Source organism: Roseovarius albus (assembly GCF_900172335.1).
Taxonomy (GTDB): Bacteria; Pseudomonadota; Alphaproteobacteria; order Rhodobacterales; family Rhodobacteraceae; genus Roseovarius; species Roseovarius albus.
Genome location: NZ_FWFX01000017.1, coordinates 13,845 through 28,693, shown reverse-complemented (window position 1 = coordinate 28,693; position 14,849 = coordinate 13,845). Strand labels below are relative to the sequence as shown.

12 protein-coding genes are annotated in these 14,849 nt (G+C 49.8%); 1 reads left to right on the top strand and 11 read right to left on the bottom strand.

Annotation, left to right across the window (positions count from 1 at the left end; all coding sequences use genetic code 11):
* The first annotated feature begins 156 nt into the window (after nt 1-156).
* Nucleotides 157-711: an IS110 family transposase gene (locus ROA7450_RS18890; protein ID WP_234999598.1), complete on the top strand. Its 555-nt coding sequence runs from the start codon at nt 157-159 to the stop codon at nt 709-711.
* A 259-nt stretch (nt 712-970) separates the two neighbouring features.
* Here the strand turns inward: ROA7450_RS18890 and ROA7450_RS18885 are convergent, their stop codons facing one another.
* From ROA7450_RS18885 to ROA7450_RS18835, 11 genes are all read right to left on the bottom strand, one after another.
* Nucleotides 971-3,418, bottom strand: a complete 2,448-nt coding sequence (locus tag ROA7450_RS18885) for an AAA family ATPase (RefSeq protein ID WP_085807521.1) — start codon at nt 3,416-3,418, stop codon at nt 971-973.
* Complete coding sequence (locus ROA7450_RS18880) at nt 3,418-4,005, bottom strand: hypothetical protein (RefSeq protein WP_085807520.1); 588 nt, start codon at nt 4,003-4,005, stop codon at nt 3,418-3,420. Before ROA7450_RS18880 ends, ROA7450_RS18885 begins: the two co-directional genes overlap by 1 nt.
* Nucleotides 4,002-5,705, bottom strand: a complete 1,704-nt coding sequence (locus ROA7450_RS18875) for an SIR2 family protein (protein ID WP_085807519.1) — start codon at nt 5,703-5,705, stop codon at nt 4,002-4,004. The genes ROA7450_RS18880 and ROA7450_RS18875 overlap by 4 nt, the downstream gene beginning before the upstream one ends.
* A 491-nt stretch (nt 5,706-6,196) precedes the next feature.
* Entirely contained in the window at nt 6,197-7,366 is a 1,170-nt protein-coding gene (locus tag ROA7450_RS18870; protein WP_085807518.1) for an AAA family ATPase, read from the bottom strand.
* Nucleotides 7,367-7,368: 2 nt separating this feature from the next.
* The gene (locus tag ROA7450_RS18865) at nt 7,369-7,773 is read right to left on the bottom strand and encodes a hypothetical protein (protein ID WP_143534535.1); all 405 of its coding nucleotides are present in this window, start codon (nt 7,771-7,773) and stop codon (nt 7,369-7,371) included.
* A gap of 68 nt (nt 7,774-7,841) precedes the next feature.
* Nucleotides 7,842-8,057, bottom strand: coding sequence for a helix-turn-helix transcriptional regulator (locus tag ROA7450_RS21550; RefSeq protein WP_085807516.1), 216 nt, complete (start codon nt 8,055-8,057; stop codon nt 7,842-7,844).
* Nucleotides 8,058-8,111: 54 nt separating this feature from the next.
* Complete coding sequence (locus ROA7450_RS18855; protein ID WP_085807515.1) at nt 8,112-8,840, bottom strand: hypothetical protein; 729 nt, start codon at nt 8,838-8,840, stop codon at nt 8,112-8,114.
* Nucleotides 8,833-9,924: a tyrosine-type recombinase/integrase gene (locus tag ROA7450_RS18850; protein ID WP_085807514.1), complete on the bottom strand. Its 1,092-nt coding sequence runs from the start codon at nt 9,922-9,924 to the stop codon at nt 8,833-8,835. Before ROA7450_RS18850 ends, ROA7450_RS18855 begins: the two co-directional genes overlap by 8 nt.
* Nucleotides 9,925-11,228: 1,304 nt before the next feature.
* Complete coding sequence (locus ROA7450_RS18845) at nt 11,229-12,341, bottom strand: S-(hydroxymethyl)glutathione dehydrogenase/class III alcohol dehydrogenase (protein WP_085807569.1); 1,113 nt, start codon at nt 12,339-12,341, stop codon at nt 11,229-11,231.
* Nucleotides 12,342-12,452: 111 nt separating this feature from the next.
* A complete protein-coding gene (locus ROA7450_RS18840) occupies nt 12,453-13,091 on the bottom strand; it encodes a glutathione S-transferase family protein (RefSeq protein WP_085807513.1) in 639 nt (212 codons plus the stop codon).
* A gap of 10 nt (nt 13,092-13,101) precedes the next feature.
* Nucleotides 13,102-14,838, bottom strand: coding sequence for a Rieske 2Fe-2S domain-containing protein (locus ROA7450_RS18835; RefSeq protein ID WP_085807512.1), 1,737 nt, complete (start codon nt 14,836-14,838; stop codon nt 13,102-13,104).
* Nucleotides 14,839-14,849: the final 11 nt, after the last annotated feature.

Below are 14,849 nucleotides of genomic sequence, written 5' to 3'. Positions count from 1 at the left end.
GTAAGGTTACGAAGCTTCGAAGGGCCGAAATTGCCACAGGAACGAGAGTTATCGAAAAGGCCAAAATAATAACCAATAAGTATAATATTATATAACACTAACCCAAATAGGTGAAAATTTCAATCATGAAGCTCATTGCGCGGGCCTCTTGCACTTTTGCCCTCTGGCTACGTCAAACCCTACTTAAAGCGCGGCGAGAACGACGCCGTTGATGCCGAGGCAATCTGTGAAGGGGTCCGTCGCCCGACCACGCGCTTTGTCGAGCTCAAGACTGAAGAAACGCAGGCCATTCTCTCAATCCACCGGACTCGAGATTTAGCCGTCCGACAGTGCACCCAACTAGCTAACATGATCCGCAGCCTTTTGCGCGAGTTTGGGCGCATTTTGTCCATTGGGGTCGAAGCAGTGACGGCTTTTGCGAAGCGTCACCTTAATGGCGACCAACCAGAGATGCTGAAGATTGCGAATGGCATGCTTGGCATACAGTACTACCAATTCATCGGCTTGAACGCGTGCATCGACAGCTATTCGAAGATGATCGAACAACATGCCATGCCAAATACAGGCGCACGCAGATTAATGCGCATCCCTGGCATTGGGCCGATCACGACGTCAGCTATTCTAAGAACACTTAAAGACGTGTGGCTTTTTCTATTCAATTCTGACTTTCTGCAAGAAAAGGCTCCCCCTCCGGTCCTCGGCAATAGGTAAAAAGTTTGGAACCCTCCCCCTCCCCTTGTCAGCCCTTTGCCGCCGTTAGCCATTACATCTCAATGCTGCGGTCGCAGCCCGCATTGCTACCATTCGTGCACTTCGCAGCATTTCCACATAGGCAATTACAGGCTCACGGACGCAGTGAGCTTTCCCTGCGCTTGCGAAAATGTGGCACACAACAAAATTGAATGTGCCATGGGTGGGAACCACGCAGGGCGCAAAAATGGCAACAACCTAAAAGGATTTTCCGAAATATTTAGGCTGCAATGGCTGGGTCTTTCTCGAAGCCATATGTTTGGGCAGAAACTACTGTATTTCCCTCAAAACTCTTTGATATTTCGACGGTTATCAAGCTGTCTCCTTGGAAAGAGGGGCTCAACTCGAGTGTCAAATAATCAAATAAGGCTCTCTCATGAACTGCAACGACTATCTGTCGGTTCATGCCTTTAGACAGTGTCCGCAGAAGTGCAGCCATTTGTGTAATATGCACGTCGTCCATAGACTGGACCGGATCGTCAAGCACCAACCATGGCTGCTTCAACGGTACGGACAGATGCAAAGCAAGGAAGAGGGTAAGCGCTGCTGTGTTCAGGTTACCTTGGCTCAAAATCGCGCCAGGCGAACCAGATACCGTGCCGGATCGATGTAATGTTTCAAGAATAGCTTCCACATTCCCCTTGGAATCGGTTGGCAATTTAAATGCCGGCACAAACTGTTCTGAGGGGGCCAATCGAAGGAACAAATCGCGCCAGAGAGTGTTTAGTGACTCACTGAATACGCGTTTAACAATTCCTGAGCGAACTGTGTTTGCGGCATTAGAAACCTTTTTGGCATCCTCACGAATTTCGGTAACTTTACCCAATGCGCTGTCAACTCGCTCAACTTGACCAGACAGTTTGGCAGCCTTTCCCTGGGCACGCGTTAATTCAGTTGCCAGGTCATCGTAGGAGGTCAACGATCTTAGGCAACTAACCTTGATGGCGTTTGAGGTTTCGACTTCAGCAACTCGTTTCTCAATCATCTCCATTGCGTTGCTGAGCGCCTTGTCGAGGTCTGTGCGATCTGAAGGCGATACATCACTGACGCCATCAACCAGTTCCCAGATTTCACTTATCAATGCAGATGCAAGCTCATTATTCTTTTGAACGGATCTAAACAGAGCTCTGGCTGCGGACGCCTGATCCATCAGAGCTGCCCCTTTTTGCATTTCAGGCTGCATGCTCTTTAGTTTTTCCCAAAACCTATGCATTACAGTTTTCTGAATTCGCAAAATCTCCATTTCGCTTTGAGAAATGCGCTCTTGTTCTGCACTAAGCAATCCTCTCTCGGCAGTTGTTAGAGTTTGGAATTCAGTAGCCCTCTCTTCCGCAACGGCCTGAAGGCGCCCGGCCTCCGTGGTTAACGCGCCAATTTTTGCTGCGACATGCGCGGCCAAGGATCCTTGGTTCATTTCAGCAAAACTGCGATCACAAACAGGGCAATTGTCGTCGGAAATATGAGGCGTAACGCCAGCAAGTGACTTCGCAAACGCCTGCACTTCTGATACGCCTGCGCGCAAGTTTTCGTCCAATTCCCGCAGTTTTGCCGACGCTCGTTCGATCGTCGAATTCAGCTTCATTACTATATTTTCGGCGTCTTCGGCTTTTCGAAGCAATGATTCACAACGTGCTAATTCACTATAAGCTCGTTCCTCCGCGAAGGCCCGTGATCGCTCTGGGCCATGATCGGACGTTAAAATATCTGGAAATGTGCTCTTCATTTCCTCGATGATAAGGTCAAGTTGTTTCCCCTGGGTGTTAGACCAATCGAGGAATGCGGCTGTCGAGCTGACGGCTCTGCTTTCCAAGTTCGATAAATCTTCGCTGGTATTGGCGTCCCGAATTTCACTCCAGTTCTCATGAGCTGATCTAAGTTCCGATCTTTGCTTATGGACTTTCTGGAGCGCCGAGTGGTCATCTCGGCTAATTTCGACACTGTTTTTTAGTTCGTTGCGGGCCTCTACGCCGTCAAAGTCAATCGTTTTCCCTGGCAAAATAACAGCGATCTCCTCAGTTAGACTGGTCTTGAGTATTGTCATCTCTGCCTCGAAATGCCGAATCTTTTCATCGGTTACCTCCAGCTCCGAAACCAGCGAAGCTTTAAGCTCCTCGATGCGCCTGTAGGAAGGTGTTAGGTTTCTTAGCCGTCCTATGTGGAACGCAGGACGAAGGCCATCGACCAAAGCATCTAATGGATCGAGCCCCAAAAGTTCTTTTACAAACAGCGTCAAAGGCGAATTTGTAGTAGCCCCCTTGTCGTCGTAGATTTCGAGTAGCCGGCCAAGAGCTGATTGAGGCAGGAAGCATCGTTCTGAAAAGAACCTTGCGTGATCTGGCTCAAGCAGCGGTTCGGCGGCGAACGCCGACTCGGAAAATTTTACTCTTCCGCCAGTGCCAATATTATTCGATATATTTTTGGCCAGCGTCAGTTCGATGTTGCCGCTGTCGGATCCAAAATTTGTCAGGTATTTTCGATAGCCATCGCCATCTTCAGCAAGGTGACCGATGCGACCAGTTAAGCCCAATTCTAACGCTGACAAAATGCTGGTTTTGCCCATGCCATTTGATCCATGAATCAAAACAACCTGAGCATCGAGTGGAATAACAACTTTACCGCGAATACTGCGGAAGTTTTCGATTACAAGTGACTGGAGCCTCGAATACATCAGTTGCCTCCCAATTCTTCATCGAGAGGACCACTCATTGCCTTCTCGATCTCAATACGTAAATGCCTTTCTACGACCTGTTTTCCTCCTTCAGATAATCGCAACAAGTCTCGCACAAAACCTTCGTCAGATTCTTTTGAGATTTCGTTCCTCACTTCACTCTCCCATTCACCGGAGTCGTCGACTGGCGTAGGAAGGGAAAGTGGAAGCAATACTGACAACCAGTCTATTAGCTCCTGTTCAGCATTTGGTCCGCTTGGAGACCCAACCGCTAGCACACGGCAAACGCGACTCAAAGAACGCACGGTATCCGGGAGCGCTTGCCCCATTGTAAGGACGACAGTTACAGAACGACGGGAGCGTAGCACATCCAAAGCCCTTGTTAGTGCAAACACCTTCCTAATTACGTCAGCGTCGTCTGTGCCGCTACTGAGCTCAATCACTAGAACCAAATCGTTGGACTTTTCCCCACCGATCAACGCATGACTGAAATCAAAAGCCAATGATCCTATGTTGAAGGGTGTTGGCAACACACGGAATCCGCCATTAGAAACTAAGATTTCCACCACTTTTTCACATGTCGTCATATTGCCACCTCTTTGCGGAAGCTATCATAAAGCGAGTCAACGTCATCTGATGCTTCAAGCATGGGACCGAAAGAAATAAAGCGTGGCTCGCCCCGGGCCCCACGTAGGTTCGCACTCGGATTTCTTTGTTGTCTTGAGCTAACGTTCTTAGAGCATACAACAACTGTATCAGTGTCGTCTTCGCTGAAGGCGCCGCAGTTTATGAGCTCTGTGATAACGTGATCATTCGCAGCAAGAAAAACACGCGAGGTAGCGTGCTGAGTAGTTAGACGTAGTGCTCCAGAGTTCGCATTCTTTGGGTCATCAACAGTGACTACCCATTCTCCTTTTTGATCAGCAAGACCGACTATTCCAAGTGCGGCAGCTGCTTCTCGCATACCAGTCGCAAACAATGCCTGCTTCCCTTGCATCAGATGAAGGGGAGCGTTGTCTAAGGGATAGTAGTTGAGAGGTCCCGTAGGACTTTCTCCATCCTGCAATTGATGCCGTGCTCTCGCAGTAGTCAGGGCAATCTTTTCCACAAGATTTCGACTATTAGACTCTCCGGCTCGGGCCGTTCGATTTCGGAGATGTTTGAGGCCGAAGCAAACCCTTTCGCGATCGTCGCCGGTTAACTTTGGGGCATTTGCGTCGCAAGCCAAAGTGACAAGCTTTTTGGTCAATATGTCGAGCAAAAGCGCCGTGAGCAAAGTCTTGGAATAAGCAGGGATCGCCGAACGGTCCAAAATTTCTTTCTCGTGCTCTTCAAATGCTTCGGGTCCGTAGGTAACGTTCAAGAGCGTTTTCTGGTCATTGCCAACGTTTTTCGAGGATATCACAATTGGAGTAGGGCTATTATCCCACTGCCAGAATTTACCCTCTCCAACGCCTCCAAATAGCGTTTTAATGTTGGAGTCTTGGGCGGATAGCCCAATCATCAACGTTCTTCTTCTTTGCAGAAGAGAGTGAAGCTGTTCCCTGACCATCTTGAAGTTGTCGTTGGTCAGCCACCCAATTATTTGAGCGTCTCGTGCAACCAATAGTTTTCGATAGTTGTCTTCGTCATCGATGGCACGAAGCGCGCATCCGTGAAATTTGTAGAGTTTCGCACACGCTTCAGGTCCCTGAAGGTCTTGCCCCGTAACAGTTACTTGATACCCCGTTCCTTCATGCCCAAGCTTCCTCATGGCAGCTTCCAGAAGACCATCCCAATTTGCGGTGGCAATGTCTTTGACAACCCCTTCAAGGACAAGCATTCCAATGGCCAAGTGCTCCAGATCAGGTTCTTGGTTGGCGAACGTCGTTTTAAACTCCAAACCGTCCCAAAGGAGATAATCGAGAGGTTCTTCCCCAACCCTAACCGACAGAACGTCAGAGTAACTGTTCCACAATTTGTCTATGATCGCATTGATACATAGCCACTCGTTCGCAGGTTGCTCAAGATCGACTTGTTCCGTCTCTTCTGCTGACAAATCAGCAATCGCAAGAACTTCGTTCAGAGACTTCTTGAATGGGCAATCAAAATCTTGCGTTGCGCGGCTTCTTAAAAACTCAAGTAACTTACTCAACACGCCATCGAGGCCAATCACACGCTCCTTGGAGATGGCAGATCCAAGCCAGAAAGCATACTCACCTTGCGAGAAGTGATTGATAACATTTGCGAATTTTTCATCCAGCAGTTCAAGCGTCTCAACGATCGAGATTTCCTTTTTGCCCGTCAATTCAAAAATCCAATAAAAGCCTCAAAACACGCCCTGATTGTGCTTCATAATTTGCAGATCTTCCAGCCTAAAAAAGTGGTTCCTCCTATGTGGACTTATCCCACAATACTTGAGTCTGCACACCTCTCAATGGATCGGAAAGGGAGTTATGCAGCCGATTGAGCTGCGATCAAATCCTGAGAATCTCGACCGTTATTTTGCGTTAGCGTCAAAACAACAAACGAATTCCAAAAATTGTTGACCAGCGCCTTCCAAGACAACGCAATCTATGAACTTTCGTAGGCGCCATGATCAGCGATGAGAGTTGTATGAATAGCCGCTTACGGGCAAGATAAGTACATTTTTGCGAAAACAGCGAAAGACCGTTTCCCGCCCTAGGTAACCATTTTTAATCCCCTCACCGGCACGTCCTACTTGCACAGGGCATATCCATCCACCACCCCCTCTATATTTATATAGAGGGGGTGGTGGATGGAGCCCATCTGACTAACTCAGGTCTCGCTGGCCCATTCGCCCACTTGTAGAACCGGGCTTGTTTTTCCGTTGTCGAGCTTCTTCATCGTCTTCTTTAGGGCCCCGGATCGTATCCAGACATCAATTATCTTTTTGATGCGCCGTTTATCCTTGGGAAGGCTCAGCGACAAAGCATGCGCGACTATGTTGCCGACCCAATCGTTTCCAGTTTGGGCAGAGTATCGGTATTCATGGCCATCAATTGCGTTCTGCACTTTGAGCAAATCCCGCACTGATAGGCCTTCAAACAAGCCTGGCTTCTTCCATAGCTCGACGACACCGACTTGATCACCTTGCTCAAGATCTACGGATACAGTCCGGAAAGTCTCTTTTTCGCCCGAAGCAGCTAAGTTCGCTTTGTCCCGCTTCACAGAAAAGTAAGTGCAGCCATCGCCAGCCACACCCGCTTCACTCAACTCATCGTCTGCAAGCCGCTGCAGAACCCTAGACGATCGCGCGGCACTGATCAGGCTACTTGCCCCCCGACTCGCATCTGATGTCGCTTCGGTCCCGTTCAGCTTTCTTGTGTGGTGAACCAGCTCAACAGCACACCCGCACTCCTCAGCAAGACGCACCCATTCTTTCGCAATGCAATCGATCTTGCCGTTATCCATCTCATTCACACGATGCGAGGATACAAATGGATCGACAATTAAAACGTCAATCCGGTGTTCCTTTAGCTGAGATTTCAGACGCTCAATTAGCGCTCTATCAAGTTGCACCTCATCACGCACCTGATGCCCAAGCATTAACTGCTGCTCCCGCCCAGTATCGACGAATAATCGATCCCCAATGTCGGAAGCCTCAATACCGTGATGTTTCATTGAAGCAGCGATACGTCGATCTAATTCACTGCGCTCATCTTCCAGATTAAACAACCAGACCTTCAATGGCCCTGCATTCCATTGCCCTAGGATCTCCCGGCCAGTCACGAGTTCCAACGCCTGTATGATGGTCAAACTTGATTTGCCAACGCCTCCAGGAGCAACAGTCACCGATACATTCTTTCGGATCAGATGCCGCCCGTACAACCACTGACGCGGCGGAATATCTCTCGGGTCAATTGGCACAAATTGTGTTGCGGTAACCCACCCAGTTCCTGGAACTGCAATTGGGCCATGAGGAGAACTTTGCTGAATTGGAGACATGATTATGCTTTCCCAGCTAATGTGTTTCCTGAAGCAGAAACATGTTTCAGAAATGACGTTTTGGTTTTCTCATCAAAATTCTTCCATATTCGAAGAAACGCGTGTTTTCGCTCGGTCAATAAATCATCCAAGATGCTTTCTTCGATTTCATTGAGATCATCACATTCAAAATCTTCTGAATGCCAATACCTGTGAGGAAGGTGGTCTGCTGAACTCAACAAGTAGGAATCTAGACCGCATTCAAGCTCGTAGCTGTCCTCTATCGAAACGTGCTCCAGAGCATCACTAACGAATTCATTCCTCTCTAATTCATCCAGGCAGTGAATGGCCCTCCAAAGCCGCGCTAACACCAGTTTTGATTGGCGCTCCCATTCATCACAATCCTCAATGGCCTTATCGAGCGTCATTACTTCGGAACTGCCGCAACACCTGCAATAGGGGTGAGAGTACAATGTGAAATCATTCGCCCCCCACATCAGCAGCTCCCAACATTTTGGAAGTTTCCGTCGCTCGACTTGGAATCCATCCAGCTGTCCAAATCTGTGCGTCGATATCGAATTGCTCTTTGCCCAACGCGCAGGTACCTCGGCCCTGGTTCGGCTAAAGTTCCCATCCGAAGCTTTGCTAAATAGCTTTCGCTAAGGCCTAGATATTCAGCGGCTTCAGCGGTTGAGAAATATACTGCTTCCATGAGTTTCCTCCATATACACTTGATTGGATAGAAGTGGCATGGAGCGCAGAACTACTAAATGGTCATCAAATCGTAATTTTGGTATTTGCCATCCATGTATTCTCGCCAACTGCGATAGACGGTTTTAAAGCTGTTTTTTTCAATGCCAAATGCCGCAAAAACATCACGCAATAATCTGCCAAGTTCGCCAGAATTGTCTAACTCAGCAGGAACGTTCATGAGTTTGTTTTTGCGGACGATATGAACAGTCGCGTCAATTAACGCCCACTCGTTAAACTTCGAGCGATTTCGCGTTGGAATACCTTCCGGCAATTCCCGGCGGGTCATTTCGATTGCGGGGATAAACTCAGTGAAATGCGTAGCCAGTACTTTGAGAGCATCATAAGATAATGACGCGCCCGGCTCGGGCAGCATGTGATTAAAGATTATGTCCAATTTTGTTTGCTTCAAAAACCCTTCCTTCTGCAGATAATCGCAATGTCGGACATCAATTTCCAATCTATCAATGACCAGCGTGGGTACCCGTGCATATGCGTCTGCCAGACTCGAAATAGATCGCTGCAAATCAGTCAAGGCTTTTGAAGCCTGATCCCTCGACCAAAAATCGAGCATGACCTCATCGTATCTATTTATGAGCTCGGCTGCATTTTGTCTGGGTGTAGGAATGGCTTCAGGGGTGAAATACCGTTCCATCAAAGGAATTATCTTATGAAACAACTCATCAAATTCATCGCTATCATGGTCGAGACCTTGATAGGTAAAAACGTTCTTTTTCTTACTCATATGCTGCCCTATCTTCGCTTCTTATAAGTAACTCACTGCACACGGTTTCCATGGCTGGCCTGAGTGCATCAATAGAAGGCAGCGCATACCGCTGACCTGTTATGGAGAGTGGCGTATGATTGAGAAGCCTTCCTACGACTTCTTCCAAAACGCCCGCCTCCATTGCAACGGTTGCAAAGGTACGTCTATGCGCATGTGGGCTCCATCCAAATTTAGCGGGGCCCGTCACATGACCTGTCACGGATTTTGGTGACGGAAAGACCCAAGTCGCACTTAATGAACGCATAGGAGCCAAGATCTCATGATGAACCTGTAAGATCGGCAAATCAAAGCTCCTGCCATTTTTGGTCATCGGCAAATGAATGCGGTCTTCCAGAACTTGCTCCCACTTCAGCGTAAGTGCCTCCGACTTGCGCAAACCTGTGAACAACAGCAGCTCGTAGAACACCGTATGGATTGGATTTTGCAAGGCCTCAACGGTCTGCCGCCAGGCTTTGAGATCCTCGATCACCCTGCCATCTGGTTGTTCGTCATACCACTCGATTGCCATTGTAGGAGACTCAGGAAGATCATGAGTTCGGCGCGCATGGTTCCAGACAGTTCGAAAGTACTTCAGCAGATGATTAGCACCAGAGGGGCGATCCGCCATCGCGCGATGGCGATCCACCACCATCTGCTTTGAGATCTCATCTAGCGGCAGTCGCATCCAATCTTTGAGGTGCAGCTCGAACTGCTGTCGTATTCCGTGCTTGTGATCCTCTGAGCGTAGTTTGGGTCGTCTGAGATAGGACTCTAGCGCGGCTTCAAGTCTAGGTGCACCAATCTGGGCCACCTTTCCTGCACCGCGCCCCATTTCCAACGCGAGCTCCAACGCAGTCTGACGCGCGGCCTGCGCGGCAATCACAGGATACCGTCCAATCAAGATGCGTTGTGTTTTCCCGCCAACATCTTTCTGGAAGTACCACGTCTTGGAGCGTTTGCCGACGAAGAGCACAAGGCCTTTAATCTCGTTATCCCAGTGTTTATCTGTTCCCCCTTTAGAGAATGGCAGGCGCTTTGCGAGGGTTTCTGTGAGCTTAGGCATTTTGTCGGCTTTTTGTAGGTAACGAATTGAAAACCAGTGACACGCAATGCATCAGCAGGAACAATAAAAGTCAACAAAAAGAATGAGTAAGAATGAATAGGAAACTACAGGAAACTTAGGTACTTTGCTTGGAAGGCTAAGGTCTTACCACTACACAACGCCCGCTCAACAGAATTACCACCTAATTCATCGCTTTTCGGTCGTCAAGTGTATGAACAAATTTGGTTACAACTTCTTGCCGATACTATGCCTGTGCCCTTGGGCAAGCAGACCTTTGTGCTCATTGCAGCTAACTCACACTATGAGCCCACTCCTACTACTGGTGGGTACCGCCCAAAATGCCATTGATGAACTCACAACTGTTGGCGTTGCTTATAGGGAAGCACGTAACCAATTGGGCTGCAGTCGTTAGGAACTCAGAACCATTCAGGAAAACGCTATGCTCGTCATCTTCGTCACCATCTTCATGAAACCTGACCCGAAACAACCATTGATCTGAATTTGTTGTGTAGTCCTCCGATGAGTAATGCACGTTGCCACAACGCCTTGTTAATCGGGCTGTTTCACATTGATCTGACCTGCAAAGTTGAACGATTTGAGGTGAATCTGCAAAGGCTGAAATGCCATCGTCAAGACATGCCGCATGCACTGGTTTGACTGGCAGGGTGACTGCCAAAGCCGAACAAATAGCCAAGTAGTGCAGTCCAATGCTCACGCGTAATCCAATAGCCTATTTTCTGTTGCGTTGGTATTCAGTGACATTATCATACCTTGAAAATCGAACGGTAGAAAAGTCCGCACACTACCAGTTCGCGACGTTCTCGATTTTTCGTGTGCAGCGAACGGCCGGAATGTGGGATGCGATCGCAGCATCACGGTTGGGTTGCGAATGTCTCTTATGGGCCATCCTTATGGAACGTATTCATACACCGGCTGAGAGGCGACGTCGGCCCCAGCGGCCGCAAGGAGCACGAAGCGGTCGTCTAAGTGTATTTTTTCGCTTTAGGCTCAGCTTGCGAGTACCACTATTACAATTCAGCTAAGACTTGTTCGACCGAAGCCCCGTCAAAAACTCCCTCAAACCTTTTGGGCGCCGGTCCGGCAGCATTACCATGTAGCCTCCGAGGCTGCTCAGACTATGGAGCGTAAGGACAGCGAGAAATAAATGAACTGGTATCTACTTGGTTCGGACCTGTGGCAGCACGTAGATGCCAAAGGTCATGTCACAGCTACAGGCCGCCGAAGCTTACCTATAGACTACGATTTCTTACGAAACACACCGCGCTTTCGCTCAGCGCCATGGATCAGAACTCCACGACTGCTCGGATTGATTTCCCTTCGTGCATCAGATCAAAACCATGGTTAATGTCATCTAGGGTCAGTTTATGGGTGATCATTGGGTCAATCTCAATCTTGCCGTCCATGTACCAGTCAACGATTTTGGGGACGTCCGTCCGGCCCGATGCGCCGCCAAAGGCGGTGCCGCGCCAGCTGCGGCCGGTAACCAACTGGAACGGACGGGTCGAGATCTCGGCCCCTGCCGGTGCAACGCCAATGATGATCGATTCCCCCCAGCCTTTGTGTGCGGCTTCCAAAGCGGTACGCATGACGCCGACATTGCCCGTGGCGTCAAAGGTGTAATCTGCACCGCCATTGGTCAATTCGACCAGATGTGCCACCAGATCGCCTTCGACTTTGGATGGGTTGACGAAATCGGTCATGCCGAACTTCGTTGCCATTTCGATCTTGCTGTCGTTGAGGTCGACACCAACGATCTGATCAGCACCCGCCATGCGCAGGCCTTGGATCACGTTCAGGCCGATTCCACCCAGACCGAACACGACACCCCGGCTACCGATTTCAACCTTGGCAGTGTTTATTACGGCACCGATTCCAGTGGTGACACCGCAGCCTATGTAGCAAATCTTATCGAATGGAGCGTCCTTGCGAACCTTGGCCAAGGCGATCTCGGGCACAACCGTGTGGTTGGCAAAAGTCGAACAGCCCATGTAGTGATGGATCGGCGTACCGTCGAGCATCGAAAAGCGAGTGGACCCATCGGGTAGCAGCCCCTGCCCCTGCGTCGAGCGGATCGATTGGCACAAGTTGGTTTTCGGGTTCAAACAATATTCGCATTCCCGGCATTCCGGGGTGTAAAGCGGGATCACATGGTCGCCCACCTCCAGGCTGGTCACCCCTTCACCCAACTCGACCACCACACCTGCGCCCTCATGGCCCAGGATCACCGGAAATATCCCCTCAGGATCGTCGCCTGACCGAGTGAATTCGTCTGTATGGCAAAGCCCGGTCGCCTTGATTTCAACCAGAACTTCACCCGCCATAGGGCCTTCAAGGTTCACTTCCATGACTTCCAGCGGTTTACCAGCTTCAACAGCAACTGCAGCTTTGGTGCGCATCATGATATTCGTCCTTATGTTATCTTAATTTGTAAGGGGCACCCGGTGAATCAAAGGGAAACTCACCGGGTGCAGGTTCCGCCAATCATACCGATCAGCGGGAGGAGACTCTTAAGCCGCAGCGGAAGTTGGGAAAACGCCAGACATACCAATGAACCCTTTGATCCTTTTGACCCGGTCACACCAGCGACGAATTGCGGGGTAATCCTGACGTGAAATACCACCTTCTTCAGATAAGATAACGTAAGGAAAACAGGCGATATCTGCGATTGTTGGATGATTTCCAGAACAAATCCAGCTTTGTCCAGCCTGTTCAGCAAACCATAGATGTTCATCCAAAATACGGAACAACCTGTGCGCGCCAGCGCGGGCTGCTTCCACATCAAGGTCATAAAACAAACCATCATGCAAACGCGCCGCCGACGCTGTGCCTGTGATCCCATCCGCAAAAGCCAACCATTGCGCAACCTCGCCCAAGCGATCCGGGTCTTGCAACGGGTACCATTCGCCGGTTTCGTCATATTTAGCAGCCAAATAGGTGAGAATTGCCTGGGCGTCGCGCAGGACTTTTCCTTCATCCTCTATAATCGGCAACTGCCCCAACGGATTCAATGCCAGCATAGGTGGCGACTTATGTTCCTGACCAGGGTAAAAATCGACCGTTTGCGTCTCAAAAGATTTGTTCAGAATGCTTAAAAACAATCTGATTTTGTAGCAGTTGCCGGATAGTTCATAATCATAAAGTTTCATGTCGAGCCTCTCATATGTCTAAAACAAGGCGTTTGGATTTTGACCGTGATACGCATGTCAGGATTTTGGAGTTAGATGCTTTCTCACTATCGGACAAATAGACATCCTGATGATCGGGCTCACCTTCGATAACGGTTGCCAGACATGTCCCGCAAGCACCTTGCTCGCACGAACTGGGGGTTTCGATGCCATTTTCTTGCAAGACATCCAGTATGGATTTTCCAGCTGGCACGTGTAGCGTCAGCGCAGAGCGGGCCAGCGCAACCTCAAAACTGGAACTGTCATCAATCGTGTTTACGTTTTTGAAGTATTCGAAATGCACCGCTTCTTCGGGCCAACCTTGGTCGCCTGCAATTTTTCGTGTGGCTTCCAACATCGGGCCTGGCCCACAGATGTAGAGGTGATGGGCATAATCGTAAGATGCCAATGCATTGCGCAGGGCCACGCCGGTTTCATCTGGAGATAACCCCAGATGAGTAATCAGATTTTCCCCGAGGTCATCCAGAATTGGGCGGAAGGACAGATGTGCTTCCGATTGTGCAAAGTAATGAAGCTGGAACGGCAGGTTCTGTGCCTTCAAAGTTTGCGCCATGGCCAACATCGGTGTGATTCCGATGCCACCAGCCACCAAGACCGTCTGTGTTGCATCCCGACGCAACGGGAAATTCGCTCGTGGGGCCGAGATGGCCAATACGTCACCTGTTTGTACTGCATTGTGCATACATTCGGATCCACCACGCGACTTAGGCTCGAGTTTCACACCTATAGTATAGTGATCTTGCTCACCCGGACCGTTGGTCAGTGAATACTGTCGGGACATGCCATTGGGCATATGGACGTCGATATGGGCCCCGGGTTGCACTGTAGGCAACTGTTCATTTAGGCTTTCCAACCGGAAGCCCATAACCCCATCCGATGCCAACCATTTTTGTGCAACTGTCACCCGCAGCTCGGCCTTGGGTCCGGATTTGGCGCGTTCGGGCATGGCGGCAAGATCAGCATCCACTTTGGAAAATGAAACCTCGATGGCTGCGGGCGTCGGTAGTTTGGCCGCATCAGACTCAATCACATCACGCAAAGCCGACAGACCACTGTTGTGATAGCGCAAGAGCGCCAAGTGATCCTCAGTGGGGTTAATCAAAACCCCACGCAGTACCGAACGATCCGCGTCGATTGGCTGGACAAACAACATCATCTGCGCACCGTCAGCGCTCAGCAAGACGTAGCCACCTTCCTTAGCTTCAACGCTGGTATCATTCGCGGCAGAACCATCGGCGGAAAAGCGATAAGTCGCGGCATGTTTCAAAGCAAGTTCCGGCGCGGCTTTGACGGGAATGGGGCGCAAAGCCAGGGTTTCTTGCCCTTCTAAGGCCTCCGGTACTGCGAAGTCTCCCATCGGCTCAACCGACGACCATACCAACCCATGTGCTTCAATCGCGTGATAGGTATTGTTGCAAATCGTACGTGCGGGGGCATCGGCGGGGTGGGCCGGAATATATGTACAACCAGCAGTACGGTTGGCATAGCGCCAGCCATGATACAAACAGCGCAACTCACGCCCTTCGTTCAATCCAATGGACAAGCGCACACCGCGATGCAGACAGCGGTTTTCCCACACATTGACAAACCCATCGTCAGCACGCCAAACGGCCAATTCCCGCCCCCAAAGCTGTCCCTGATACACGTGGCGCAAGGGAAGATCATTGCTCGAAGCAACAGGATACCAATGTTGTAGATTCTCATTCATCTTCTTATCCT

What these genes read in the sequence shown, in the direction of transcription:
- ROA7450_RS21550 (WP_085807516.1), bottom strand. Translation starts at nt 8,057, where the DNA reads ATGGAAGCAGTATATTTCTCAACCGCTGAAGCCGCTGAATATCTAGGC.
- ROA7450_RS18885 (WP_085807521.1), bottom strand. Translation starts at nt 3,418, where the DNA reads ATGTATTCGAGGCTCCAGTCACTTGTAATCGAAAACTTCCGCAGTATT.
- ROA7450_RS18850 (WP_085807514.1), bottom strand. Translation starts at nt 9,924, where the DNA reads ATGCCTAAGCTCACAGAAACCCTCGCAAAGCGCCTGCCATTCTCTAAA.
- ROA7450_RS18835 (WP_085807512.1), bottom strand. Translation starts at nt 14,838, where the DNA reads ATGAATGAGAATCTACAACATTGGTATCCTGTTGCTTCGAGCAATGAT.
- ROA7450_RS18865 (WP_143534535.1), bottom strand. Translation starts at nt 7,773, where the DNA reads ATGACGCTCGATAAGGCCATTGAGGATTGTGATGAATGGGAGCGCCAA.
- ROA7450_RS18870 (WP_085807518.1), bottom strand. Translation starts at nt 7,366, where the DNA reads ATGTCTCCAATTCAGCAAAGTTCTCCTCATGGCCCAATTGCAGTTCCA.
- ROA7450_RS18845 (WP_085807569.1), bottom strand. Translation starts at nt 12,341, where the DNA reads ATGCGCACCAAAGCTGCAGTTGCTGTTGAAGCTGGTAAACCGCTGGAA.
- ROA7450_RS18855 (WP_085807515.1), bottom strand. Translation starts at nt 8,840, where the DNA reads ATGAGTAAGAAAAAGAACGTTTTTACCTATCAAGGTCTCGACCATGAT.
- ROA7450_RS18840 (WP_085807513.1), bottom strand. Translation starts at nt 13,091, where the DNA reads ATGAAACTTTATGATTATGAACTATCCGGCAACTGCTACAAAATCAGA.
- ROA7450_RS18880 (WP_085807520.1), bottom strand. Translation starts at nt 4,005, where the DNA reads ATGACGACATGTGAAAAAGTGGTGGAAATCTTAGTTTCTAATGGCGGA.